At 69.9% G+C, this 25,112-nt stretch carries 19 protein-coding genes; 11 read left to right on the top strand and 8 right to left on the bottom strand.

Going from position 1 to position 25,112, the window contains the following annotated elements; all coding sequences use genetic code 11:
• Window positions 1-46: 46 nt before the first annotated feature.
• The 3 genes from argF to ACFPP6_RS14390 form a co-directional block, all read right to left on the bottom strand.
• Entirely contained in the window at window positions 47-1,048 is a 1,002-nt protein-coding gene (gene argF, locus ACFPP6_RS14400) for an ornithine carbamoyltransferase (protein WP_382041311.1), read from the bottom strand.
• 88 nt (window positions 1,049-1,136) lie between these two features.
• Window positions 1,137-2,444, bottom strand: coding sequence for an arginine deiminase (locus tag ACFPP6_RS14395; RefSeq protein ID WP_382041308.1), 1,308 nt, complete (start codon window positions 2,442-2,444; stop codon window positions 1,137-1,139).
• Window positions 2,445-2,561: 117 nt separating this feature from the next.
• Entirely contained in the window at window positions 2,562-4,091 is a 1,530-nt protein-coding gene (locus ACFPP6_RS14390) for a helix-turn-helix domain-containing protein (RefSeq protein ID WP_382041305.1), read from the bottom strand.
• A 103-nt stretch (window positions 4,092-4,194) separates the two neighbouring features.
• On the opposite strand from ACFPP6_RS14390, the gene ACFPP6_RS14385 reads away from it, so the two are divergent.
• From ACFPP6_RS14385 to ACFPP6_RS14350, 8 genes are all read left to right on the top strand, one after another.
• Window positions 4,195-5,181 carry a hypothetical protein gene (locus tag ACFPP6_RS14385; protein ID WP_382041302.1) on the top strand — a complete coding sequence of 329 codons (987 nt, stop codon included), beginning with the start codon at window positions 4,195-4,197 and terminating at the stop codon, window positions 5,179-5,181.
• Between the two features lies 1 nt (window position 5,182).
• Window positions 5,183-5,545 (top strand): GntR family transcriptional regulator, encoded by a 363-nt coding sequence (locus ACFPP6_RS14380; protein WP_382041299.1) that lies wholly within the window; start codon window positions 5,183-5,185, stop codon window positions 5,543-5,545.
• A 126-nt stretch (window positions 5,546-5,671) separates the two neighbouring features.
• Window positions 5,672-6,568, top strand: coding sequence for an alpha/beta fold hydrolase (locus ACFPP6_RS14375; protein WP_382041297.1), 897 nt, complete (start codon window positions 5,672-5,674; stop codon window positions 6,566-6,568).
• Between the two features lie 219 nt (window positions 6,569-6,787).
• Window positions 6,788-9,502 carry an aconitate hydratase AcnA gene (gene acnA / locus ACFPP6_RS14370; RefSeq protein WP_382041294.1) on the top strand — a complete coding sequence of 905 codons (2,715 nt, stop codon included), beginning with the start codon at window positions 6,788-6,790 and terminating at the stop codon, window positions 9,500-9,502.
• A 257-nt stretch (window positions 9,503-9,759) separates the two neighbouring features.
• Window positions 9,760-10,029, top strand: coding sequence for a hypothetical protein (locus ACFPP6_RS14365; protein WP_168092120.1), 270 nt, complete (start codon window positions 9,760-9,762; stop codon window positions 10,027-10,029).
• 39 nt (window positions 10,030-10,068) lie between these two features.
• A complete protein-coding gene (locus tag ACFPP6_RS14360; protein WP_382041290.1) occupies window positions 10,069-10,413 on the top strand; it encodes a hypothetical protein in 345 nt (114 codons plus the stop codon).
• Between the two features lie 84 nt (window positions 10,414-10,497).
• Window positions 10,498-11,742, top strand: coding sequence for a zinc metalloprotease (locus tag ACFPP6_RS14355; RefSeq protein ID WP_382041287.1), 1,245 nt, complete (start codon window positions 10,498-10,500; stop codon window positions 11,740-11,742).
• Between the two features lie 83 nt (window positions 11,743-11,825).
• A complete protein-coding gene (locus ACFPP6_RS14350; protein ID WP_382041284.1) occupies window positions 11,826-13,049 on the top strand; it encodes a serine hydrolase domain-containing protein in 1,224 nt (407 codons plus the stop codon).
• An 82-nt stretch (window positions 13,050-13,131) separates the two neighbouring features.
• Here the strand turns inward: ACFPP6_RS14350 and ACFPP6_RS14345 are convergent, their stop codons facing one another.
• Both ACFPP6_RS14345 and ACFPP6_RS14340 read right to left on the bottom strand, forming a co-directional pair.
• The gene (locus tag ACFPP6_RS14345) at window positions 13,132-14,187 is read right to left on the bottom strand and encodes an FG-GAP repeat domain-containing protein (protein WP_382041281.1); all 1,056 of its coding nucleotides are present in this window, start codon (window positions 14,185-14,187) and stop codon (window positions 13,132-13,134) included.
• A gap of 120 nt (window positions 14,188-14,307) precedes the next feature.
• The gene (locus ACFPP6_RS14340) at window positions 14,308-18,153 is read right to left on the bottom strand and encodes a GH92 family glycosyl hydrolase (RefSeq protein WP_382041278.1); all 3,846 of its coding nucleotides are present in this window, start codon (window positions 18,151-18,153) and stop codon (window positions 14,308-14,310) included.
• A 616-nt stretch (window positions 18,154-18,769) separates the two neighbouring features.
• Between ACFPP6_RS14340 and ngcE the strand changes: the two genes are divergently transcribed.
• From ngcE to ACFPP6_RS14325, 3 genes are all read left to right on the top strand, one after another.
• On the top strand, window positions 18,770-20,215 hold the full coding sequence (gene ngcE / locus ACFPP6_RS14335) for an N-acetylglucosamine/diacetylchitobiose ABC transporter substrate-binding protein (RefSeq protein WP_382041276.1): 1,446 nt from the start codon (window positions 18,770-18,772) through the stop codon (window positions 20,213-20,215).
• Between the two features lie 223 nt (window positions 20,216-20,438).
• Complete coding sequence (locus ACFPP6_RS14330) at window positions 20,439-21,356, top strand: carbohydrate ABC transporter permease (protein WP_382041273.1); 918 nt, start codon at window positions 20,439-20,441, stop codon at window positions 21,354-21,356.
• Between the two features lies 1 nt (window position 21,357).
• A complete protein-coding gene (locus ACFPP6_RS14325) occupies window positions 21,358-22,266 on the top strand; it encodes a carbohydrate ABC transporter permease (RefSeq protein ID WP_382041270.1) in 909 nt (302 codons plus the stop codon).
• A 90-nt stretch (window positions 22,267-22,356) separates the two neighbouring features.
• Here the strand turns inward: ACFPP6_RS14325 and ACFPP6_RS14320 are convergent, their stop codons facing one another.
• The 3 genes from ACFPP6_RS14320 to ACFPP6_RS14310 all read right to left on the bottom strand — a co-directional run.
• A complete protein-coding gene (locus ACFPP6_RS14320) occupies window positions 22,357-22,839 on the bottom strand; it encodes a hypothetical protein (RefSeq protein ID WP_382041268.1) in 483 nt (160 codons plus the stop codon).
• Between the two features lie 193 nt (window positions 22,840-23,032).
• Entirely contained in the window at window positions 23,033-24,697 is a 1,665-nt protein-coding gene (locus tag ACFPP6_RS14315) for an FG-GAP-like repeat-containing protein (RefSeq protein WP_382041266.1), read from the bottom strand.
• Between the two features lie 121 nt (window positions 24,698-24,818).
• Window positions 24,819-25,112: FG-GAP repeat domain-containing protein (locus ACFPP6_RS14310; protein ID WP_382041263.1), on the bottom strand; the 294-nt coding region annotated here is incomplete at its 5' end.

The following is a 25,112-nucleotide window of genomic DNA, read 5'->3' as shown; positions in this document are numbered from 1 at the left end:
TGCCCCGGGCGGCGGCCGGCCGCCGCCCGCCCGAAGCGGCCCGGCGTCAGCCGGCCAGCGTCGCCACCAGCACCGCCTTGATCGTGTGCATCCGGTTCTCGGCCTGGTCGAAGACGACGGAGTGCTGCGACTCGAAGACCTCGTCGGTGACCTCCAGGGAGGTCAGCCCGTGCCGCTCGTGGATCTCGCGGGCGACCGAGGTCTCCAGGTCGTGGAACGCGGGCAGGCAGTGCAGGAACTTCACCGCCGGATTGCCCGTCGCGCGCAGCACGTCCATGGTGACGGCGTACGGCGCGAGCAGGGCGATGCGGGCGTCCCACACCTCCTTGGGCTCGCCCATCGACACCCACACGTCGGTGGCGACGAAGTCCGCGCCCTTCACGCCCTCGGCGACGTCCGGGGTGAGGGTGATCCGCGCCCCGCTCGTCTCGGCGAGCCGCCGCGCCATCGCGATGACGTCCGCGTCGGGCCACAGCTCCTCAGGGGCCACGATGCGCACGTCCATGCCGAGGAGCGCGCCGGTGACGAGGTAGGAGTTGCCCATGTTGTAGCGGGCGTCGCCGAGGTAGGCGAAGGCGACGTGGTCCAGGGACTTGGCGGTGTGCTCGGACATGGTGAGGACGTCGGCGAGCATCTGGGTGGGGTGCCACTCGTCCGTCAGGCCGTTGTAGACGGGCACCCCGGCGTGCGCGGCCAGCTCCTCCACGACGTCCTGGCCGTGGCCCCGGTACTCGATGGCGTCGAACATCCGGCCGAGCACGCGTGCCGTGTCCCTGACCGACTCCTTGTGTCCGATCTGGGAGCCCGCCGGGTCGAGGTAGGTCGTGCGGGCCCCCTGGTCGCCCGCCGCGACCTCGAAGGCGCAGCGGGTGCGCGTCGAGGTCTTCTCGAAGATCAGGGCGATGTGCCGGCCGAGGAGCCGCTGCTCCTCGGTGCCGGTCTGCCGCGCGGCCTTGAGCTCGGCCGCGAGCTCGACGAGGCCGTGGAACTCCTCGGCGGTGAAGTCCGTCTCCTTGAGGAAGTGACGGCCTTTGAGGTCTGTCGTCATGGGGATGGACTCCTAGCTGGCTCTGGCTCGCGGGGCTCACGACTGCGGAAAGATGGAATTCTATACATGCTTCCGCATTGCTATGCAATCAAATGTGCGAAGGGCCACCCGGGGCGGAGGCGGCGGAGGGCGCCGCGGCGGGGCCCGGGGCGGGAGGTCCGGCGGGCGGCCCGGCCACCGGGTCCCGCTCGATCGGACAGCTCATGCAGCGCGGCCCGCCCCGCCCCCGGCCCAGCTCGCTGCCCGGGATGGTGATCACTTCGATGCCGTTCTTGCGCAGGTGGGTGTTGGTCGTCACGTTGCGCTCGTAGGCCACCACCACGCCCGGCTCGATGGCCAGCACGTTGCAGCCGTCGTCCCACTGCTCCCGCTCCGCCGCGTGCACGTCCTGCGTCGCGGTGAGCACCCGCACCGAGTCCAGGCCGAGGGCGGCGGCGATCGCCCGGTGCATGTGCTCCGGCGGGTGGTCGGTGACCTTCAGCTCGCGCTCGCCCGCGCCCGGCTCGATCGTGTACGAGCGGAGCATCCCCAGCCCGGCGTACTGGGTGAAGGTGTCCCCGTCCACCATGGTCATCACGGTGTCCAGGTGCATGAACGCGCGCCGCTTGGGCATGTCCAGCGCCACGATCGTGCGGGCCGACCCGGCCGCGAAGAGCCGGTGGGCGAGCATCTCCACCGCCTGCGGGGTGGTCCGCTCGCTCATCCCGATCAGCACGGCGCCCTCGCCGATGACGAGCACGTCGCCGCCCTCGATCGTGGACGGGTAGGCGGCCTGGCCCTCGGACCAGACGTGGAAGCCGCCGCCCGAGAAGAGCGGGTGGTAGCGGTAGAGGGCCTCGTAGTGCACGGTCTCGTGCCAACGCGCGGGCCAGCGCATCGCGTTGACGCACACCCCGTCGTAGACCCAGGCGGAGGTGTCCCGGGTGAACAGGTGGTTGGGCAGCGGGTTGATCAGGAAGTCGTCCAGCTCCATGGCGTGGAAGCGCACCGAGACCGGCTCGCTCCAGCGCTCCAGGAACTCACGCTTGGTCATCCCGCCGACCAGCCACTCGCCCAGCTCCGCCGCCGGCAGCCGCTCGAACGCGGCCCGCAGGTGGCCGGTGGCCAGCGGTCCGTACTCCTTCTCGTCGAAGACCCGGTCCAGCACCAGCGCCCGGGCCTCCGGCACCGCCAGGCTCTCCTCCAGCAGGTCCTGGAAGAAGTGCACCTCGACCCCGCGCTCGCGCAGCACGTCCGCGAAGCCGTCGTGCTCGGCGCGGGCCCGCCGCACCCAGAGCACGTCGTCGAAGAGGAGAGCGTCCTTGTTGGAGGGCGTGAGCCGCTTCAGCTCCAGGCCGGGGCGGTGCAGTATGACGCGGCGCAGCCGCCCGGCCTCGGAATCGACATGGAATCCCATCCCCCCATCCTGTCCCGGATCACTCGTGATGACCCGGTTCACCACGGCGAAACGTCCACCGGCGGTTCGCCGCGGTCCCGGCGGGAGGGAGGAAGGGGGAGGGAAGGGCTGCCGGGGTCAGATGTCGCGGAAGATCTCGATCTGGGCGCCGATCGAGTTGAGGCGCTCCGCCAGGTCCTCGTAACCGCGGTTGATGACATATACGTTGCGCAGGACGGACGTGCCCTCGGCGGCCATCATGGCCAGCAGGACGACCACGGCGGGGCGCAGGGCCGGCGGGCACATCATCTCCGCCGAGCGCCAGCGGGTCGGGCCCTCGACGAGGACGCGGTGCGGGTCGAGGAGCTTGACGTCCGCGCCGAGGCGGTTGAGGTCGGTGAGGTAGATGGCGCGGTTGTCGTAGACCCAGTCGTGGATGAGGGTCTGGCCCTGGGCGGCCGCGGCGATGGCCGCGAAGAAGGGCACGTTGTCGATGTTGAGGCCCGGGAACGGCATGGGGTGGATCTTGTCGATCGGGGCCCGGAGCTTGGAGGGACGGACGGTCAGGTCCAGCAGGCGCGTGCGGCCGTTGTTCGCCGGGTACTCGGGGCTGCGCTCGTGGTCGAGGCCCATCTCCTCCAGGACCGCGAGCTCGATCTCCAGGAACTCCACCGGTACGCGCCGGATGGTCAGTTCGGACTCGGTGACGACGGCGGCGGCCAGCAGGCTCATGGCCTCGACCGGGTCCTCGGACGGGGCGTAGTCCACGTCGCGGTCGATGGTGGCGACGCCGTGCACGGTGAGGGTGGTCGTGCCGATGCCCTCGACGCGCACGCCGAGCTCCTCCAGGAAGAAGCACAGGTCCTGGACCATGTAGTTCGAACTGGCGTTCCGGATGACGGTCGCGCCGTCGTGCCGGGCGGCCGCCAGGAGGGCGTTCTCGGTGACGGTGTCCCCGCGCTCGGTCAGCACAATCGCCCGGGTGGGTGCGACCGAACGGTCGACCTGCGCGTGGTAGGTGCCGTCGGTCGCGGTGACCTCCAGGCCGAAGTGGCGCAGGGCCGTCATGTGCGGCTGCACGGTGCGGGTGCCGAGGTCGCAGCCGCCCGCGTACGGAATCTTGAAGTGGTCCATGCGGTGCAGCAGCGGGCCCAGGAACATGATGACGCTGCGCGTCCGGCGGGCGGCCTCGGTGTCCATGGCGGCCAGGTTGAGCTCCGCGGGCGGCACGATCTCCAGGTCGTTGCCGTCGTTGATCCAGCGGGTCCGGACGCCGATGCTGCCCAGCACCTCCAGGATCCGGTAGACCTCCTCGATCCGGGCGACCCGGCGCAGGGTCGTGCGGCCGGCGTTGAGCAGGGTGGCGCAGAGCAGTGCGACACACGCGTTCTTGCTGGTCTTGACGTCGATGGAACCGGAGAGCCGGCGTCCGCCGACCACCCTGAGGTGCATGGGCCCCGCGTAACCGAGGGAGACGATTTCGCTGTCCAGCGCCTCACCGATCCTGGCGATCATATCAAGGCTGATGTTCTGATTTCCTCGCTCAATGCGGTTCACGGCGCTCTGGCTGGTGCCGAGGGCTTCCGCGAGCTGCGACTGGGTCCAGCCTCGGTGCTGACGGGCATCGCGGATCAGCTTGCCGATACGGGCGAGGTATGCGTCTGTCATGCCGTAGACGTTATCTCACATATGAGATTTCATCCGCATGGCGGTTCTGGCCATTGGTTGTTCTATTACGATGCGTACAACTCGGAGGTGCCACGGAGGAGCCATGACTGTGACCCCGCGCCCGGTGAGCGGCCTTCGTGCGCCCCTCGTCGTGGCCGCCGCGCATCTGCTGGCCTGCGCCGCCTTCCTGACGGTCTTTCTGGAACGCCGCGACGGCCTGCCCGACCCCGTCGCCACGCACTTCTCGGGCTCCGGCGGCGCCGACGGGTTCACCGCGCTCGGCTCCTTCCCCTACCAGGCGCTCGGCCTCCTGCTCGTCATGGCGCTGCTCTTCGGCGGACTCGTGTACGCGGCGCGCGGCGCGCGGGTGCTCGTCGCCCTCGGCTGCGGTGTCGCGGGGCTCCTCGGCGCCGTCACCGTCTGCGTCGTCCTGGGCAACGCCCGCGCGGAAACGGCGGATCAGGCGCACCTCACCCTGGGGACGTTCGGCGTCGCCGCGGCCGTCGCCGCCGTGGCCGCGGGCATCGGCGCCCTCGCCGGAGGGCGCGGCGCCCCGGCAACGGCCCCGGCCCGGGCGGCCGCCGGCGCTGCCGCCGTGCCCCGCCTCGACCTCCGCGAGGGCGAGAGCGCGATCTGGACCCGGAGCGCGGGCTCGCGCCCCCTGCTCGTCGGCGGCGGGGCCCTCGTGGCGGCCGGCGCCGTCCTCACCCCGCTCGCCGGCTGGGCGGCGGGCGCAGGCCTGATGGCCGGCGGAGCCGTGCTGTGCGCCTGCTTCGGCGTCCGCGTCACCGTCGACCGGCACGGACTCACCGTCAACGTGCTCGGCCTGCCCCGCCCCCGCGTCCGCATCCCCCTCGACCGGATAGCGGAGGCCGTCCACCGCGACGTCGACCCGCTGCGCGACCTCGGCGGCTGGGGCTACCGCGCCGTCCCCGGCCGCAGCGGCTTCGCCCTGCGCTCCGGCGACGCCGTGGTGGCCCGCCTGACGACCGGCAGCGAATTCGTCGTCACCGTCGACGACGCCGTCACCGCCGCCGCGCTCCTCAACGCCCTGGCCGAGCGCGCCCGCACGGCGAACGGCGGCGGCTGACATGCTCTTCCGCCTCGACCACAACTCCCCGGTGCCCCTCGGTGACCAGATCGCCGCCTCCGTGCGCGGCGCCATAGCCGACGCCGCCGTACGCCCGGGCGAGCGCCTCCCCGCCGCACGCGCTCTCGCCGACTCCCTCGGCGTCAACGTCCACACCGTCCTGCGCGGCTACCAGCAGTTGCGCGAGGAGGGCCTCATCGAACTCCGGCGGGGCCGCGGCGCGGTCGTCACGGCCGACCCCGCCGCCCCGGGCCGCGCCCGCCTGGGCGACGTCGTCCGCACCCTCGTCAAGGACGCCCGCGCGCTGGGCCTGACGGACGAGGAGATCGTCGACGCCGTCCGGGGCGGGCTGACGGGGCGGTAGGCCCGGCCGGGCGCGGCCGGTGGGCGCGCGCCCGCGAAGGGATCACCCAGCCGAAGTCCCCGATCCGCCCCCTGTCATGATCGAAGACGCGGCGGCCGGGGGTGCCGCCGCAGGGGAGGTCACCTCATGGGTGCTCAGGTCAGTTCCTTCGCCGACGACGCCGCGCGGGCGCGGATACTCGGTGCCTACGACGCGGCCATGGCCTTCTGGCCGGAGCCTCGGGGGCAGCAGGACGTCGCGACGTCCTTCGGGAGCACCCGCGTCCACACCTACGGCGGCGGCCCGGGCACCCCGGTCGTCCTGCTGCACGGCCAGAGCGCGACCCCCGCCGAATGGGCGCCGCACGTGGCCGCGCTCGGCGAGGGCCGCCCCGTGCTGGCCGTCGACCGGGTCGGCGAGCCGGGGTACAGCACGCAGAGCGCCCCCATCACCACCGCGGAGGAGACCGCGAACTGGCTGGAAGAGGTCCTTGCGGGCCTCGGCCTGGAGCGGGCGCACCTGGTCGGTCACTCGTACGGCGGCTGGGTCGCCCTCAACCACGCGGCCCGCAAGCCCGCCCGCGTGGCCTCGGTCACCGCCTACGAGCCGCCCCGCGCCCTGGCCCCGCTGCGGGCGGGCTTCGTCCTGGGCGCCGTCGTCTCGATGCTGAGCGGATCGGAGAAGTTCCAGCGCCGCTGGTTCACCGCGCTCATCGGTGACACGGGTGCGGATCCCGAGGAGGCCGAGGCCCAGACGGCCCTGTCGCTGGAGGCCATGCGCGGCTTCCGCGTGCGCCTGCTGCCGCCGCCGCGCATGAGCGACGAGGAACTGCGCTCCGTGACCGCCCCCGCCCTGATCCTGCTGGGCGGGGCGGACCGGGCCATGGACTCGAAGCGCGCCCGGGAGCGGGCCGCCCGCCTGATCCCGGACGTGCGGGCGGAGATCGTGCCCGGTGCCGGGCACGGCATTCCGGTGAAGGCGCTGAACAGCCGCGTGCCGGAGTTCTGGCGCGAGGTGGAGGCCGCGCCGGGCGGGCACGCCTGAGGAGGCGGGCACCCGTCGCGGAGGGTTGGGGGCCCGCCAGGACATGACCGTTCCCCGGCGATGTATTAGAGTTATCTCGACATCGAGATATCTGCCGAGAGGCGTACCGCTGTCGCGCCAGTAAGGCATGCCTAACTAAGGCACACCTTATCGGATCGGCGGGACCGTGGGGCGGCAGGATGGCCGCAGTACGCGAATTCATGCATGAAGGAGACTGTCGTGTCGGCGAACAGCTTCGACGCCCGCAGCACGCTGCAGGTGGGCGACGAGTCGTACGAGATCTTCCGGCTGGACAAGGTCGAGGGCTCCGCACGCCTTCCCTACAGCCTGAAGGTGCTGCTGGAGAACCTGCTCCGCACGGAGGACGGCGCGAACATCACCGCCGACCACATCCGTGCGCTGGGCAACTGGGACTCGCAGGCCCAGCCCAGCCAGGAGATCCAGTTCACGCCGGCCCGCGTGATCATGCAGGACTTCACCGGCGTCCCCTGCGTCGTCGACCTCGCCACCATGCGTGAGGCCGTCAAGGAGCTCGGCGGCGACCCGGCGAAGATCAACCCGCTGGCCCCGGCCGAGCTGGTCATCGACCACTCCGTCATCGCCGACAAGTTCGGCACGAAGGACGCCTTCGGCCAGAACGTCGAGCTGGAGTACGGCCGCAACAAGGAGCGCTACCAGTTCCTGCGCTGGGGCCAGACCGCCTTCGACGAGTTCAAGGTCGTCCCCCCGGGCACCGGCATCGTCCACCAGGTGAACATCGAGCACCTGGCCCGCACGGTCATGGTCCGCAACGGCCAGGCCTACCCGGACACCCTGGTCGGCACCGACTCGCACACCACCATGGTCAACGGCCTCGGTGTGCTGGGCTGGGGCGTCGGCGGCATCGAGGCCGAGGCCGCGATGCTCGGCCAGCCGGTCTCCATGCTCATCCCGCGCGTCGTCGGCTTCAAGCTGACCGGTGAGCTCCCGGCCGGCACCACCGCCACCGACCTGGTCCTCACGATCACCGAGATGCTGCGCAAGCACGGCGTCGTCGGCAAGTTCGTCGAGTTCTACGGCGAGGGCGTCGCCGCGACCTCCCTGGCCAACCGCGCCACCATCGGCAACATGTCGCCGGAGTTCGGCTCCACCGCCGCGATGTTCCCGATCGACGGCGAGACGCTGAAGTACCTCAAGCTCACCGGCCGCTCCGAGCAGCAGGTCGCGCTGGTCGAGGCGTACGCCAAGGAGCAGGGCCTGTGGCTGGACCCGGCCGCCGAGCCGGACTTCTCCGAGAAGCTGGAGCTGGACCTGTCGACGGTCGTCCCGTCGATCGCCGGCCCGAAGCGCCCGCAGGACCGCATCGTCCTCGCCGAGGCCAAGGCCCAGTTCGAGCGTGACGTCCTCAACTACGTCTCGACCGCCGACGAGGCGGGCGAGGAGTCCTTCCCGGCCTCCGACTCCCCGGCCGCCGCGAACGGCGTGCCCAGCCGCCCGACCACGGTCACGGCCCCCGACGGCACGACGTACGAGATCGACCACGGCGCCGTCACCGTCGCCGCGATCACCTCCTGCACCAACACCTCGAACCCCTACGTCATGGTCGCCGCGGCGCTCGTGGCCAAGAAGGCGGTCGAGAAGGGCCTGACCCGCAAGCCGTGGGTCAAGACCACCCTCGCCCCGGGTTCCAAGGTCGTCACCGACTACTTCGACAAGGCGGGCCTGACCCCCTACCTCGACAAGGTCGGCTTCAACCTCGTCGGCTACGGCTGCACCACCTGCATCGGCAACTCCGGCCCGCTGCCGGAGGAGGTCTCCAAGGCGGTCAACGAGCACGACCTCGCGGTCACGTCCGTCCTGTCGGGCAACCGCAACTTCGAGGGCCGCATCAACCCCGACGTCAAGATGAACTACCTGGCCTCCCCGCCGCTGGTCGTCGCGTACGCCATCGCGGGCTCCATGAAGGTGGACATCACCAAGGACGCCCTGGGCACCGACCAGGACGGCAACCCGGTCTTCCTCAAGGACATCTGGCCGACCGAGGCCGAGGTCAACGACGTCGTGGCCAACGCCATCGGCGAGGACATGTTCAACAAGTCCTACCAGGACGTCTTCGCGGGCGACGCCCAGTGGCAGGCGCTGCCGATCCCGACCGGCAACACCTTCGAGTGGGACACCGAGTCCACCTACGTCCGCAAGCCCCCTTACTTCGAGGGCATGACGATGGAGACCACCCCGGTCTCCGACATCGCCGGCGCCCGCGTCCTGGCGAAGCTGGGCGACTCGGTCACCACCGACCACATCTCCCCGGCCGGTGCCATCAAGGCCGACACCCCGGCCGGCAAGTACCTCACCGAGCACGGCGTCGAGCGTCGTGACTTCAACAGCTACGGCTCGCGCCGTGGCAACCACGAGGTCATGATCCGCGGTACGTTCGCCAACATCCGCCTGCGCAACCAGATCGCGCCGGGCACCGAGGGCGGCTTCACCCGCGACTTCACGAAGGACGGCGCCCCGGTGTCGTTCATCTACGACGCCTCGCGCAACTACATCGAGCAGGGCATCCCGCTGGTCGTCCTGGCCGGCAAGGAGTACGGCTCGGGCTCGTCCCGCGACTGGGCCGCCAAGGGCACCGCGCTCCTCGGCGTCAAGGCCGTCATCGCCGAGTCCTACGAGCGCATCCACCGCTCGAACCTCATCGGTATGGGCGTCCTGCCGCTGCAGTTCCCCGAGGGTGCCTCGGCCGAGTCGCTGGGCCTGACCGGCGAGGAGTCCTTCACCTTCACCGGTGTGACCGAGCTCAACGAGGGCCGCACGCCCCGCACGGTCAAGGTCACCACCGACACGGGCGTGGAGTTCGACGCGGTCGTCCGCATCGACACCCCCGGTGAGGCCGACTACTACCGCAACGGCGGCATCATGCAGTACGTGCTGCGCTCGCTGATCCGCAAGTAAGCGGTTCCGGCGCCACAGCCGAGCGGTTCAGGGCCGCACCCCGTCTCGTACGGGGTGCGGCCCTGCCGCGTTCCGGGGCCCGCAACTCGCGTGCGCCCTCGGCCCGGTACGCGCGTTCGGCCCCCGCACTCTCACGGGGCAAACCCTAACTCGACCGGGTGATAGGGGTGTTGGTGAAGTGTCGGACATTCCCCTCCTGGTTAACCTCCCGCGGGGATCGACGCCGGGACGATGTCGCCCCTAGGGAGGGAACAACCATGGGATCCGCCGTCACTTTCGGGGAGCTCGAACGCCTTTCGGGCGAAGAGCTCCCGCCGCGGCTCGCGCTGTCGAGCATGTTGTCGGCGGGGACCGACCAGCCGGTCTATCCGGCGATGGTGAAGACCGACCACGGCACGACGGTCGCCTACGCCTGCCAGTACCGGCAGAACGCGGGAAGTCCTCCGCTCCTCGTCTTCCTGGGACTCGCCTCCCAGGACCCCGGCTACACGACGACGTGCATTCCCGCGGCCATCTCCACCCGTTGAGCACTGATCCGCAATCCGTAATCAGAGAAGGGGAATGGAATGGACAACGCCATCAGCTTCGAGGAACTCGACGGCGTCGCGGGCGAGCTCCTGCCCGAGCGCACGGTCATGGGCATCGTGGCCGCCCCGCTCGCGTACGGCCCCGCCGGGGACGGTGACGGCGGTGCCGGCGCCGGTGCCGGCAGCTCCAGCAGCAGCTCCGCGACGGCCTCGGGCGGCGGCGTCTACGCTCCGCCCGCCTCCGACCACGGCACCACCATGCTGTCGGCCTGCCAGTCCGTGGACCGGCAGCAGAACGCCGGCCTGCTGAGCGGCCTCGGCCTGAACTCCCAGAACCCGGCCACCGGCATGCACTGCATCCCGGCAGCCGTCTCCAGCCACTGACGTACGGCCGTACGCACCAGGGGAAGGGCCGGCCGGAAGCGTCCGGTCCTTCCCCGCCCTCTGTCCCCCTACGGAGAGCGCAGAATGACACTGCCCGCACTGGTGGCCGGTACGGAACTGGTCGGCGAGTTCGAGGACTCCGGCTACCGCGAGCCGCCGCACCTGGTCTGCCGGCCCGACGGGCAGATCGTCCGGCTCCCCCCTCTGCTGTACCAGGTCGCGCGGGCGCTGGACGGCCGGCCCGTCGCGCGGGTGGCCGAAGAGGTCAGCCGGGAGACCGGCCGGCAGTTCACCGCGGAACACGTCGTCTACGTCATCGACAAGAAGCTCGCCCCGCTCGGCATCACCACCTACAGCGACGGCTCGCCGCCCCCGCCCGCGCGGAAGAGCGACCCGTTCCTCGCCTTCCGGTTCCGCCTGGCGGTGCTGCCGGAGCGCGCCACGTGGTTCCTGGCCGGGCTGTTCGCGTGGCTGTTCCGGCCCCTGCTGGTCCTGCTCGCCCTGGGCGCCTTCGCCTTCGGCGAGGTCTGGCTGTGGATGACCCAGGACACGGGCGCCGCGCTGCAGTCCGTGCTGTCCTCCCCGGCCGACGTCCTCCTCGTCGTCCTCCTGGCCGTCGCCTCCTGCGTGTTCCACGAGATGGGCCACGGGGCGGCCTGCCGCTACGGAGGCGTGCGGCCCGGCGCGATGGGCTGCGGCATCTACCTGGTGTGGCCCGCCTTCTACACCGACATCACCAGTTCCTACCGGCTCGGCCGGGCCGGGCGCATCCGCGCGGACCTGGGCGGCGTCTACTTCAACGCCCTGTTCGTGCTGGGCCTGCTGGCGCTGTACGAGGCGACCGGGAGTCCGCTCCTGCTGGTGGCGGTCTTCTCCGTGCACGTGGAGATGGTCCAGCAGCTGCTGCCCACGCTGCGGTTCGACGGCTACTACATCGTGGCCGATCTCGTCGGGATCCCCGACCTGTTCAAGTACATCGCACCGATCCTGAAGCGGGTCGTCCTGCGCCGCCCGGAGGACGAGCGCCTGAAGGCGCTGAAGCGGTGGCCGCAGATCGTGGTCGCGGCGTGGGTCCTGTTCCTGGTGCCCGCGCTCGCGCTGCAACTGGGCATGGTGCTGGCCAACCTGCCGCAGCTGCTCCGTACGGACTGGCAGACGATCACGCTGCTGGCGGGGCACGTGGGAGCCGACGGCTTCCCGGTGCTGGGCCTGATCGCGGCGGCCGTGCAGGTCGTCCTGCTCACGCTGCCGGTGGCGGGCCTGACGCTGGCTCTGTGGAGGCCGGTGCGGTCGCTCTTCCGGCTGGCCCTCGGGGCGCTGCGTGGATGAGGCACCTGCACGGGGTCCAGGCCGTGTCGGGGGCCGGAATTGATCACCTAGGATCGAGAGGATTCGAACTCCTGGGGGAATGTGTGACCTTGAGACTCCGCTCCGGCGCTCGCCGCGGTGTGGCCGCGGTCGTGGCCGCCCTCGCCATCGGCCTCGCCCTCCCGCCGGGCACGGCCGTGGCCGCGGACAGCGCCCCTGCGGGCGCCGCTCCCGCAGCCCCCGCGCCGTCGGCCGTCGCCCCGGCCGGGCTGGACGCCAAGGCCCTGCAGGCGGCGCTGGACAAGCTGACCGCGGCCGGTGCGCCCGCGGCCCTCGCCGAGGTGCGGGTCGGAGACCAGCGCTGGTCCGGCGCCAGCGGGGTGCGGGACGTACGGACCAAGCAGTCCGCCCGTCCCGGTGACCGCTACCGCGTCGCCAGCGTGACCAAGTCGATGGTCGCGACCGTCGTCATGCAACTCGCCGACGAGGGGCGGCTGAAGCTCGACGACCCGGTCTCGAAGCACCTGCCGGGCGTGCTCCCCTACAAGGAGCCCATCACGCTGCGGCAGCTGCTCAACCACACCAGCGGCATCCCGGACTACCTCGACGACCTGTATCCGACCGGCTCGCTCGAGGAGCACCAGAAGAACAGGTTCCGGTACTTCGCTCCGCAGAGCGTGATCAGGAACGCGGTCAAGAAGCCGCTCGCGGACCCGGCGAGCCCGGACCTGCCCTACTCCAACACCAACTACGCACTGCTCGGCCTGGTGGTGGAGAAGGTCACCGGCAAGTCCCTCGGCACCGAGCTGACGCGCCGGGTGTTCCGGCCCGCCGGAATGCGCGACACCTCGTACCCGACCGTGAACCCGTTCCTGAGCGGACCGCACGTGCACGGGTACATCAAGCCGGAGAGCGGGCCGCTCTTCGACGCCACGGACTACACCCCGTCGGTGTGGGGCGCCGCGGCCGCCGTCGTGTCGACCAGCACCGACCTCAACCGGTTCTTCCGCGCGCTGTCCGACGGCACGCTGCTCTCCCCGGCCGGGCTGGCCGAGATGCGCAAGCAGGACGGCAAGTACCCGTACTACACGCAGGGCCTGATGCCCGGCGGCGACCTGTGTCCCGCAAAGCCCGGCGAACTGCTGTGGGGCAACCGGGGCAACGGCTTCGGCTACCGGTCCATGACCTTCAGCTCGCCGGACGGCCGTCGTCAGGTGAGCTTCGGCTGGACGGTGAGCGTGCCGGGCGTGAGCGGTCCGCCGGCCGTGGAGAAGGCCTGGCAGGAGTTCCTGCTCGCCGCCCTCGGCGCCACGTGCGGGCGCGGCTGAGAGGCGGGCTGAGAAAAGGGCCGCACCCCCCCCGGGGGGGGCGGCCCTTTCGTCACATCACGTCGCGCTGCATCACGTCACGTCAGTACATCATGCGGAACTGGTTCCAGCCCGAGTTGCCGATCTTCACCTTGTAGTCGTACGGCTGGGCGGCCTTGCCCGTGCCCTTGTAGAGCCACAGGGCGCCGTCCTTGTCGCGCGCGATCAGGTCGGCCTTGCCGTCCAGGTCGACGTCGCCGGTGCCGACCAGCTTGTTGAACTGGTTCCAGCCACCGCCGATGCGCTGCTTGTAGTCGAAGGGCTTGGTGTAGTCGCCGGTGCCCTTGTAGAGCCACAGCACGCCGTCCTTGTCGCGGGCGACGATGTCGGCCTTGCCGTCACCGGTCAGGTCGCCGCGGCCGGCGATCTCGGTGAACTGCCCCCAGCCCGGGCCGACCTTCTTGCGGCCGGTCAGCGTGCCGTCCGGGTAGGCGAGGTAGAGCCACAGGACGCCCTCGCGGTCGCGGACGAGGATGTCGGACTCCTTGCCGCCGCCCAGGTTGCCGGGCGACATGAACTGGTCGTACTGGCCCCAGTCGTCCGCCACGATGCTCGCGCTCCTGCCCGCGGGGGCGAAGATGATGTTCTGGTCGTTGTCGCGGACGTACAGGCCGTCGGCGATGCCGTCCCGGTCGTGGTCGACGCGGGCCGCGGCGTTGATCGCGTTCCAGCCGTCGGTGACGTACTCCTTGGGCGTGATGCCGCCCTTGCCGTCGGGCCAGTAGAAGTACAGGTCGTCGTTGTTGACGGCGCTCAGCGGGAGGAAGGGGGCCTCGGCGGAGGGGCCGTCGGCCTTGGCACCCTTGCGCGGGGCCGCGAGCCCCGGGGCGGGGGCGGCCGAGGGGGCCTTGGGGGCGAGGGGGCCGGACTTCGGGTAGTCGCCGGACTTCGCCTCGCCGCGCAGCGCCTCGGAGCGGTGCTTGAACGACGTGCCGGCGGGCAGCTCGGCCGCCCGCTCGGCGGCGCCGGTGACGCGGGAGGGCCTGGGGCCGTCGGCGAGAGCCGTGCCGGCGGTGGTGCCGACCAGGGCGGCGGCTATCGCGGCGGTGGCGACGCGCTGCACCGCGCGGGAGCGCGGGCGGCCGGGAAGGTGAGCCACGTGGGTTCTCCAAGAGGGTCTCAGCGAAGAGCGGTGTGCCCCCGTCAGGAGCCCCTGACAGGGGCACGCCACTGGATCCACGTGATCGTTTCACACTCTCTTTACATGTCAACGGTGCAGTTATGCGGATCTCGGCCCCAATAGTTCGATCTCCGCCAGAGTGCTCTCGCCCGCCGGCCGCAGCCGGTAGTGGCGGTACGAACCGGGCCGGGCCACCGAGAACACCCGGGTCTGCCGGTCCCAGGAGAAGACCTCGCCCGTGCGCCGGTCCACCTCCTGCCACTGCTCGCCGTCCGGCGAACCCTCCAGGACCCAGCCCTCGGGCGCCTTGGCCCGGTCGGCCGAGGTCAGCGTGTAGGAGGCCACGCGGGCGCCGGTCGGCACCTGCAGCAGGGCCGTCGTGAAGGGGGCCTCCGTGAGCGAGGTGTCGTCGGTGAGGGGGGAGACGCCGGGCAGGGTCACGTCGCCGTCCGGGACGGGCGCCTCGAAGTCCTTGCTCAGCGAGCCCGGCCCGTCGTTCCTGCCGCTGCCCCAGGACGACGGCCGCGGGCCCATGGCGAACTCCAGCGTCGCCCCCTTCGCGAGGACGGAGTGCGGGAGCGCCGTGGACCGCCAGGCCTTGCCGTTGACGCGCAGCCCCTGCACGTACACGTTGCGGGCGCTGTTCCGCGGGGCCTTCACCACCAGGTCGCGGCCGCCCTCCAGGTGGACCGTCGCCTTGGTGAACAGCGGCGACCCCACCGCGTACTCGCCGCCGCCCATCACCAGCGGGTAGAAGCCGAGCGCGCTGAACAGGTACCAGGCCGACATCTCGCCGTTGTCGTCGTCACCCGGGTAGCCCTGGCCGATCTCGCTGCCCAGGTAGAGCCGGGACAGCACCTCGCGCACCTTCTCCTGGGTCTTCCACGGCTGCCCCGCCGCGTCGTAGAGGTACGCGATGTGGTGCGAGACCTGGTTGCTGTGGCCGTACATGCCCATGCGGACGTCCCGCGCCTCGGTCATCTCGTGGATGACGCCGCCATACGAACCGGCGAACTCCGGCGCCCCCGTCTCCGGCGTGCCGAAGAACTGGTCGAGCTTGTCGGCCAGGCCCGCCCGGCCGCCGTACAGCCCGGCCAGCCCGCGGGTGTCCTGCGGGGCGTGGAAGGCGAAGTTCCAGCCGTTGGTCTCGGTGTAGTCGTGGCCCCAGATGCGCGGGTCGTACCGCCCGGGCGGCAGCCGCCGCGAGCCGTCGGCGTTGCGGCCCTGGAAGAAGCCGACGGCGGGGTCGAAGAGCTTGACGTAGTTGCGGGCCCGGTTGGCGAAGTACGCGGCCTCGTCCCGGTAGCGCGGCTTGCGGGTCCGCTCGTGGAGCGCCTTGCCCATCGTCGCGAGCCCGAAGTCGTTGAGGTAGCCCTCCAGGGCCCAGGACATGCCCTCGCGCGTCGTGGTGCTCGTGTACCCGAGGAAGACGGAGGTGTCCATGCCCTTGCGGCCGACCCCGGGCTGCGTGGGCACCACCGTCGCGTTCTTGAGCGCCGCCTCGTAGGCCGCCTCCGCGTCGAAGGAGACGCCCTTGGCGTAGGCGTCGGCGAAGGCCACGTCGGAGCTCGTGCCCGTCATCAGGTCGGCGTAGCCGGGGGAGGACCAGCGCGAGATCCAGCCGCCGTCCTTGTACTGCTGGACGAAGCCGTCGACGAGCCGGCCGGCCTGCTTGGGGGTCAGGAGGGAGTAGGCGGGCCAGGTGGTGCGGTAGGTGTCCCAGAAGCCGTTGTTGACGTACACCTCGCCGTCGACGACCCGCGCGCCCGTCCGGGTGGGCGTGCTCTCGCCCTCCGGGCGCGAGAAGGGGCTCGCGTAGCGGTGGCGCGGGCGGGCCCGGGTGCCGGTGTTCTCGAAGCCGGAGTTGGGATAGAGGTAGAGCCGGTAGAGGTTCGAGTAGAGCGTGGTGAGCTGGTCCCGGGTCGCGCCCTCGACCTCGACCCGGCCCAGGACGGCGTCCCACGCGGCACGGGCGCGGTCGTGGACGCGGCCGAAGGCGGCGCGGCCCGCGCCCTCCGGGACCTCCTGCTCCAGGTTGGCCTTCGCCTGCTCGGTGCCGATGAGGGAGGTCGCGATGCGCAGCGTCACCGTGCGGTCCCGGCCGGGGGTCATCCGCAGGTAGCCGGTCGTGCCCTCCTCGCCGCCCGGGCCCGGCTTGCCGCTCGCCGTGACGGGCGCGTCGAGCACGCCGTAGACGAAGAGCCGGCTCGCGCCGACGGACAGCCCGCTGCGCACGTCCGACCAGGCGGTGAAGGAGCGGTTCCCGGGGTCGAGCGTGAGGCCGCCCTCGTTGCGGACGTTGTCGAGGACGAGGGCGGCGGTGTCCGTGGCGTCCCCCGGATAGGTGAAGCGCATGACCGCGGCGTGGTCGGTGGGCGCGATCTCGGCCTTGAGACCGTTGTCGAAGGTCACGCCGTAGTAGTGGGGGCGCGCCGTCTCGTTCGTGTGGTGGAAGGGGAGCGCCCGGGCGGTGCGCCCGGTGTCGGGAGCGTCCGAGGCGGCGGCGGTCCGCGGCATCACCGCCGGCATCACCTGGAACGTCTGCCGGTCGCCCATCCAGGGGCTCGGCTGATGGCTCGCGCTGAACGCCTGGATGGTGGGGAGGTTGTCGGCGTTGTTGGCGGCGGCGTACTGGTAGAGCCAGTCCATGGCGCCCGCGTTGGTCACCGGCGTCCAGAAGTTGAAACCGTGCGGTATGGCCGTCGCGGGGAAGGTGTTGCCGCGCGAGAAGCTCGCGCTGGAGTGGGTGCCGCGCGTCGTCACGGCGTAGTCGGCCAGGTGCGCCGGAGGCCGCTCGGCGGGCGCGGGGGCGAGGGAGACGTCGTCCACCCAGCCGCGGAACTTCGCCGGACCGGACGGGGAGTCGTACGCGACGAGCACCCGCGCCACGCTCTTCCCCGCGGCGACGGCTCCGATGCGCGACTCCCTGTTGTTCCACTGATTGGCGTACAGCGTCCGCGACTCGGCCTGGCCCCGCGGGGTGAGCGGCGCACCGTGCTGGTCCACCGCGCCGAGGTCACTCAGATAGGTGCCGTCGGTGAAGGCGAGGTCCAGGGCGACGTGCGTGGCCGGATAGCGCCGGTCGACCTCGGGCATGGACGGGAAGACCTTGTACGAGAGGACCGTCTTCGGGGTCACACGCAGGCCGCCGCTCCCGATCGAGAAGACCTTGTTGTACGAGTACGCGCGGTCCCTGCTCTGGTGGACGCCGCCGTAGCGCAGGGCGTGCGTGCCCGTGAAGCCGGCGCGGGCCTTGGCGGTGGGGGAGCCCGGGGGGCCGCTGTCGACGTAGCTGCGCATGTCGGACGGGGGCGGCGGTCCGGTGTAGAGCGGCGCCAGCTGCACCTCGGCCAGCTGGGTGATGTCCGCACCGCTGTTACGGGCTATGTCGAGCCGGTAGTGCCGGAAGGGGGTGGAGTTGAGGAAGGAGAACTCGCGGGTCTGGAAGCGTTTTTCGAAGGTCTCGCCCTTGCGGGAGTCGAGGGGCGTCCAGGTCCGGCCGTCCTGCGAGCCCTGGAGCGTCCAGTCCCGGGGGTCGCGGCCGGGCGAGTCGTTGGCGGACGTGAGGGCGTAGCGCACGGCGGTGACCGGCTCGGAGAGCTCGAATTCCAGCCAGGCCGCCTTCTCGAAGTCGAGCCACTTGGTCGTGCTCTCGCCGTCGAAGAGGTTCTCCTTGACCTCGCCCGAGCCCGCGTTCTCCCCGCTCGCCCTGACGGCTGTCACGGTCTCGGTGACGTTGCCGGGGATGCCGCGCTCGTCGTTGCCGTCGATGCCGGAGGACCGCTTGTGACCGCCGGGGGCGGTCTCGACGGTGTTGCGCCAGTCGGGTTGCGGCTGGCCCGGCTCGAAGGAGGAGGCGAAGGAGGAGGCGGGAGCCTCGCGGTCGGTGGGGGCGGCCGGTGCCGCGTGGGCGGCGTGGGTCCGAGTCACCTGAATGGCCGTCATGAGGCTGGAGGCCAGGAGGAAGGAGAGGAGCAGCGTGAGCGAACGGGTGAGACTGGGCCATCGGTGCCGGGGTCCGTGCCGCTGCCTGCCCTGCCGCATCTCAAGTCTCCCAACGAAACCGACAACGTTGTCAAGTGAGTCGCGCAGAGATAAGTAGGGCGTGAGAGGTGGGTGGTGTCAAGGGCCCCGGGGTTGGTGTCGCGGTTGCATGTGGCCGTACGGGGTCGTACGGGGTCGTAGGCGGGTGGGGCCTCGTGCCGTAGGAGGTCTCAACTAGGGAAAGACTGAAGCCCAAAGCTGCTTCCGATCTTGCCCAGTTGGTGAGAAGTGGACTATACCTGTCGGCTACCGGGGAGGTCCTGAGGGCCGCCACGGCGGACCCGGGGGAGAGCGGCGGGGGAGAACGCCGCGGGCACGTCACCGCTCCCGGCGCACGCACCCCCAGCACGCCAAGCACTTCCTGCACTTCCTGTATACCCAGCACTTCCTGTATACCCAGCACTTCCTGCACATCCAGCTTCAACTGACCCGCGGTGTCGGGCCCTTCGTCAACTCTTGTGAACAAGGGGAAGTACCGGTGCACCGCCTGAGTCCTGGAGAAGGCGAGGACTTGAGCATGGGATCGAGCACGGGATCCACAGGGGAATTCGGCCGGCGCGACCTGATCAGGAGAGCGGCTGCACTGGGCTTGATCGCGGTGCCGTCGATGGGCGTGCTGAGCGCCTGCGCCAGCGGGGGCGGCGACAGCGACAACAAGGTCGACAAGGGGACGAAGACCGATAAGAACCCGCTCGCGGTGAACGATTCCGCGCCGCTCGACGTCGTCATCTTCGACGGCGGCTTCGGCCAGCAGTACGCGAAGGACGCCGAGGCCGAGTACAAGGCGGCGTTCCCGAATGCCAAGGTCCAGCACGCGGCCACGCAGGAGATCCAGACCCAGCTCCAGCCCCGTTTCAACGGCGGCACCCCGCCCGACCTGATCGACAACTCCGGTGCCAAGCAGATGGACATGGGCACCCTGGTGGGGAAGAAGCAGCTGACCGATCTGAACGCCCTGCTGGACGCGCCGTCGATCGACGACCCGTCGAAGAAGGTGCGGGACACGCTGCGGCCGGGCGTCGTGGAAATGGGTCAGTTCGACGGCGGGGAGACGTGGGTCCTCTTCTACGCCTACACCGTCTACGGCGTCTGGTATTCGAAGACCAATCTGGAGAAGCTGGACGCGCAGTACCCCGAGACGTGGGACGAGATGCTCGCCGTCTGCGAGAAGGCGAAGAAGAAGGGCATCGCCGGCTGGACGTACCCCGGCAAGCACCCGTACTACCTGCCGTTCAGCCTCTACCCGTTCATCGCGAAGATCGGCGGGAAAGAGGTCATCGACCGGATCGACAACCTGGAGCCGAACGCCTGGAAGGACCCGGCCGTCAAGGCCGCCTTCGAGGCCTATTACGAGCTCCACAAGAAGGGCTACATCCTCCAGGGCACCCCCGGCCTCACCCACATCGAGGCGCAGACGGCCTGGAACCAGGGCAAGGCGCTGTTCATCCCGAACGGATCGTGGGTGGAGAACGAGTCGAAGAAGACCACGCCCGCCGATTTCAAGATGTCGGTCGGGGCGCCGTCGAGCCTGGACGCGAAGCGCGACAAGATGCCCTTCGGCACGATCTGGGCTTCGGGCGGCGAGCCCTTCATCGTCCCGAAGAACGCCAAGAACCCGCAGGGCGGCATGGAACTGCTCCGCATCATGCTGGGCAAGAAGTCCTCGCAGAACTTCATCAAGCAGGTCTCGTCGCTGACGTCGCTGAACGGCGGCACGGAGGGCCTCACCCTGCCTCCGGGCCTCAGCTCCTCGCAGGAGGCCCTCGCCAAGGCCGGTCAGAACGTCATCAATCCGCGGATCGGGGACTGGTACACCGCGCTGCAGAAGGAGAAGATCGGCGTGGCCGCGCTGGGCGAGATGATGGCGGGCCGGATGACCCCGGACGAGACGGTCGCGAAGATCCAGAAGTTCTCGGACGAGGCCCGCGCGGACGACTCGATCAAGAAGTACCGGCACAGGTAGCCCGTACGGAACGCGTTCACGTACTGAGGCAGGCCGGATCGGATCGGATCAGTTCCGATCAGGTCAGGTCAGCAGGTCAGCAGGTCAGCAGGTCAGCAGGTCAGCAGGTCAGCAGGTCAGGTCACCGGCGGCGGTGCGGCCACGTGCGCGCCCGCCGCTCCGCGTCTGCGGGAGATCCGTGGGAGATCCGCGGGAGATCTGCGGGAGATCGGGGTCGAAAGCAATGCAGCACGGCAAGTACCGGTTCATCGTGGGGTTCCTGGCCGTACCCCTGGCGATCTACGCGGTGTTCGTGATCTCACCGTTCCTCCAGGCCATCTACTACTCCTTCACGGACTGGACCGGACTGAGTCCCGACTTCAAGATGGTCGGGTTCAAGAACTACCGGAAGATGTTCGCCGACGACGTGTTCTGGAAGTCCGTCGGCCACAACGTCCTGCTGTTGCTGGTCCTGCCGCTGGTGACGCTGGGGCTGGGGCTCTTCTTCGCGTTCATGCTGAACGTGGGCGGGCGGAGGAGGAAGAACGCGGCGGTGGCGGGCGTCCGCGGCTCCGGTTTCTACAAGGTCGTCTACTTCTTCCCGCAGGTGCTGTCGATCGCGATCGTGGCCCTGCTGTTCCAGTTCGCGTACAACCCGAACAGCGGCGCGCTGAACTCGTTCCTGGACGCGGTGGGTCTGGACTCCGTCCGCCCGGACTGGCTGGGGGACCCGGATCTCGCACTGTGGTGCGTGATGGCGGTGATGGTGTGGAGCAACGTCGGCTTCTACGTGGTGCTCTTCTCGGCCGGTATGAGCTCCATCCCCAAGGACTTCTACGAGGCCGCGCTGCTGGACGGTGCGAACCGCGTCCAGACGTTCTTCCGGATCACGCTCCCGCTCCTCTGGGACACCGTCCAGACGGGCTGGGTCTACATGGGCATCATGGCGCTCGACGGCTTCGCGGTCGTCCAGATCATGACGGTCGGCCCGGGCGGACCGGACTATTCGACCGAGGTGCTCGCGTACTTCCTCTACACGAAGGCATTCCGCGACGGGCAGGCGGGATACGCGACCACGCTGGGCGTCGCCCTCCTCATCGTCACCCTGATCTTCGCCGGCATCGTGATGAAGCTGGGCCGGCGCGAACGGCTGGAGTTCTGAGATGAGCGCCGCAGAGAGCGAAACCGCAGTGGAGGGGAACGGCACCGAGGACCGTATCGGTACCGAGGACCGCATCGGCACCGAGGGAAGAGTCCTCAACGTCTTCTCGCACGGAGTGCTGATCCTGTGGGCCCTGATGGTCACGCTGCCGCTGCTGTGGGCGGTGATGAGCGCCCTGAAGGACGACAAGGCCATCTTCACGTCGCCCTGGGCGCTGCCCACGAGCCTGCACTTCGACAACTGGTCGAGGGCGTGGTCGCAGGCGCACATGAGCGAGTACTTCATGAACTCGGTGGTGGTGGTAGCGGGTTCCCTGTTCGGCACGATGCTGCTGGGCTCCATGGCGGCATACGTGCTGGCGCGCTTCGAATTCCCGGGAAACCGCTTCGTCTACTACCTTTTCGTGGGCGGGATGAGCTTCCCGGTGATCCTCGCGCTGGTGCCGTTGTTCTTCGTCCTGAAGAACATGCAGCTGCTGGACACGTACCACGGACTGATCCTGGTCTACATCGCCTATTCGCTGCCCTTCACGATCTTCTTCCTCAGCGGTTTCTTCCGCACCCTCCCCAGCTCGGTGGCCGAGGCCGCGATGATCGACGGGGCTTCGCACACCCGGACCTTCTTCCAGGTGATGCTCCCGATGGCCAAGCCGGGCCTGATCAGCGTCGGGATCTTCAACTTCCTGGGCCAGTGGAACCAGTACCTGCTGCCGGCGGTCCTGAACGTGGGCGACGAGGACAAGAAACTGCTCCCGCAGGGCCTGGTGGCGCTGGCCGTCAGCCAGGGCTACAAGGGCGACTGGTCGGGCCTCTTCGCGGGCCTGGTCATCGCGATGCTGCCGGTGCTGGCGGCGTACATCGTCTTCCAGCGGCAGGTACAGGCGGGGCTCACGGCGGGGGCACTGAAGTAGAGCCGCGCCGGCGAGGGCCCGATCCGGTCCCCCGGTGCCGGGACACCGGGGGACGGCCTGCCGTCCGGCGCCCGGACGACTGCGGGACGACTACGAGCGGCGCCCGTAGTCGTGGTCGCCGTGGTGGTGGTCGTTGTCGTGACGGTCGCCGTGGTCGTGGCGGTGGTCGTCACGACGGTGGTCGTCGTCGCGGCGGTGATCGTCCCGGCGGTGGTCGCCGTCGTGACGGTGGTCGCCGTCGTTACGGTGGTCGTCCCAGCGATGGTCGTCGTTCCAGCCGTGGTCGTCGCCACGGTGGTGGTCGTCACCATGGTGGTCGTCGTCGTGCCGGTGGATCTCGTACGGGTGCACCCACCAGCCGTTGTGACAGACGCGGCCTTCGGCGTCACGGTCCCCCTCGTCGTAGACGCCGCTGCCTCTGCTCTCCCCACTGGGCCCGGGACGCCCGTGGGAGTACACGTACCGGCAGTCGAGGGGTGCCGCAGACGCCGCCGCCTGCGCCACCGGGATGACGGGCAGCGCAGCACCGGTCGCACACAGGACCACCAGCGCTGCACGCGCAATATTTCGCATCGGATCGCCCTTCACTCATCGATGGGCCGCGCCGTCACACGACCCCGGGTGAACCACGATGTCGAAGGAAAGACGACCATCTGTGACCTATCCGCACCAAACCACACGAATGCGTAATGTGGTGCGCTAGGCGTCAAATGTGACTTTTGAAGGGCGGCGGGCCGGGCCTCGGCTGTCCAGCGCCGATACGTTGCTAGATCCGGACCCTGTAGCCGGGTGCGGCGCCCGTGGCGATGCGGCCGTAGTCGGCCCATGTGCCGCGGCCGTCACCGCCCGGGTTCACCAGGACGTCGATGGCGCCGTTGTCGTGGACGACGAGGTGGTCGGCCCTGCCGTCGCCGTTGATGTCGGCGAAGCGGATGCTCGTGCCGGGTTCAGGGGTACGCGTGACGAGCAGGCCCTGGTCGATCCAGCTTCCGTTCCCGTCGCCGCCGTTGTTGGTCCAGACATGGACGGCGCCGTTGTCCTGGAGGACGAGGTAGTCGGCTTTGCGGTCGCCGTTGATGTCGGCGAAGCGGACTTTGCTTGCGGGTGCGCCGGTGCCGGTGGCGATGATGCCTTGGTCGTCCCAGCTTCCGTGCCCGTCGCCGCCGTTGTTGGTCCAGGCGTGGACGGATCCGTTGTCTTCGAGGACGAGGTAGTCGGCTTTGCGGTCGCCGTTGATGTCGGCGAAGCGGACTTTGCTTGCCGGTGCGCCGGTGCCGGTGGCGATGATGCCTTGGTCGTCCCAGCTTCCCTGCCCGTCGCCGCCGTTGTTGGTCCAGGCGTGGACGGACCCGTTGTCTTCGAGGACGAGGTAGTCGGCTTTGCCGTCGTTGTTGATGTCGGCGAAGCGGACCTTGTTTCCGGGTGCGCCGGTGCCGGTGGCGATGATCCCGCGGTCGGTCCACGTTCCGTGCCCGTCGCCCCCCTTGTTGACGTATGCGTGCACGGAGCCGTCGTCCTCGACGACGAGATAGTCGGCCTTGCCGTCGGCGCTGATGTCCACCTCGTAGTCGCCGAGTGGGGCCTCCCGGTGCGGGGCCGGCTTGATGTCCACGCGTTCGCGCACGAAGCCGCTTCCGGCCGCCCGGGCCAGGCCTTCGTAAAAGGCGTTCGCCATTTTGGCGTAGCCGCTGTCGTTGGGGTGGAGGCGGTCTTTGAGATCGCCGGGAGTCACGGCGCTCATGTCGACGTATCCCACCTTGAAGCCCTTGTTCCGCCGTTCCGCGACCAGGCGCGGCACTTCGGCATTGAACTTCTCGACGCGTCTCTGCACCTCTGCGTGTTGTGACGGCACCAGGGAGGAGACGAGCAGCGTCATATCGGGAGCGGAACGGGTGATCTGGTCGATCAGACGGCCGAGCCGGGCGGGAGCGCCGTCAACGTCGTTGTTGAGGTCCATGTCGTTGGTACCGATGTGGAGGAGCACCACGTTCGGGCCTGCCTCCGGCAGCCATCGTTCGATGTTCTCGGAGAGGCCAGAGATCAGCCATCCCGAGTGTCCTTCGTGGTCCGCGCCGTTGGTGCGGACCGAGCCCACGAACTGCAGGGTGTCGGCGTGAGGGGCCAGCTTGTCGCGCAGGGCGATGCGGTAGCCGTTGCCGGTGGAACTACCGGCGCCCCAGGTGATCGAGTCGCCCAGGGGCATCACCGCCAGCCGGGGAACCTTCCATTTCTGCTGGCCTTCCGGGGCGGCGACCGGGCCGGCGACCGGGGCAGGCGGGGACGGCGCTGCGACGGCGGTGGCGGCTGTTCCCACCGGGCCCGTCGTCAGCGTCGACAGCATCGCCGCCAGTGCAGGTAGGAGAATCCGCGCCGCCGAGCGGCGACGGGTTTGAGCGAGGGGCATCGTGCCGGGACTTTCCATGAGTTCCATGAGGGCCGCCGCCGTTGCGCCGGGAGGCAGCCGGGGTGAATGCGGAGCCCCGCGCCTGTACGGAGGCGCGGGGCTCGGTCGCATCCGCCGGTCGAGCCGGCGGATCGAGACGAAGGCAAGGTCAGATGCGGACTTTGCTTGCGGGTGCGCCGGTGCCGGTGGCGATGATGCCGCGGTCTCGCCAGTCGTCCTTGGCGTTGTCGGTCTGGTTGATCCAGGCGTGGACGGATCCGTTGTCTTCGACGACGAGGTAGTCGGCTTTGCCGTCGTTGTTGATGTCGGCGAAGCGGACCTTGTTTCCGGGTGCGCCGGTGCCGGTGGCGATGATGCCGCGGTCTCGCCAGTCGTCCTTGGCGTTGTCGGTCTGGTTGATCCAGGCGTGGACGGATCCGTTGTCTTCGACGACGAGGTAGTC

The organism is Streptomyces aureoversilis, from assembly GCF_042657885.1.
GTDB classification, from domain to species: Bacteria; Actinomycetota; Actinomycetes; order Streptomycetales; family Streptomycetaceae; genus Streptomyces; species Streptomyces aureoversilis.
This window is presented reverse-complemented; position numbering and strand designations above follow the sequence as displayed.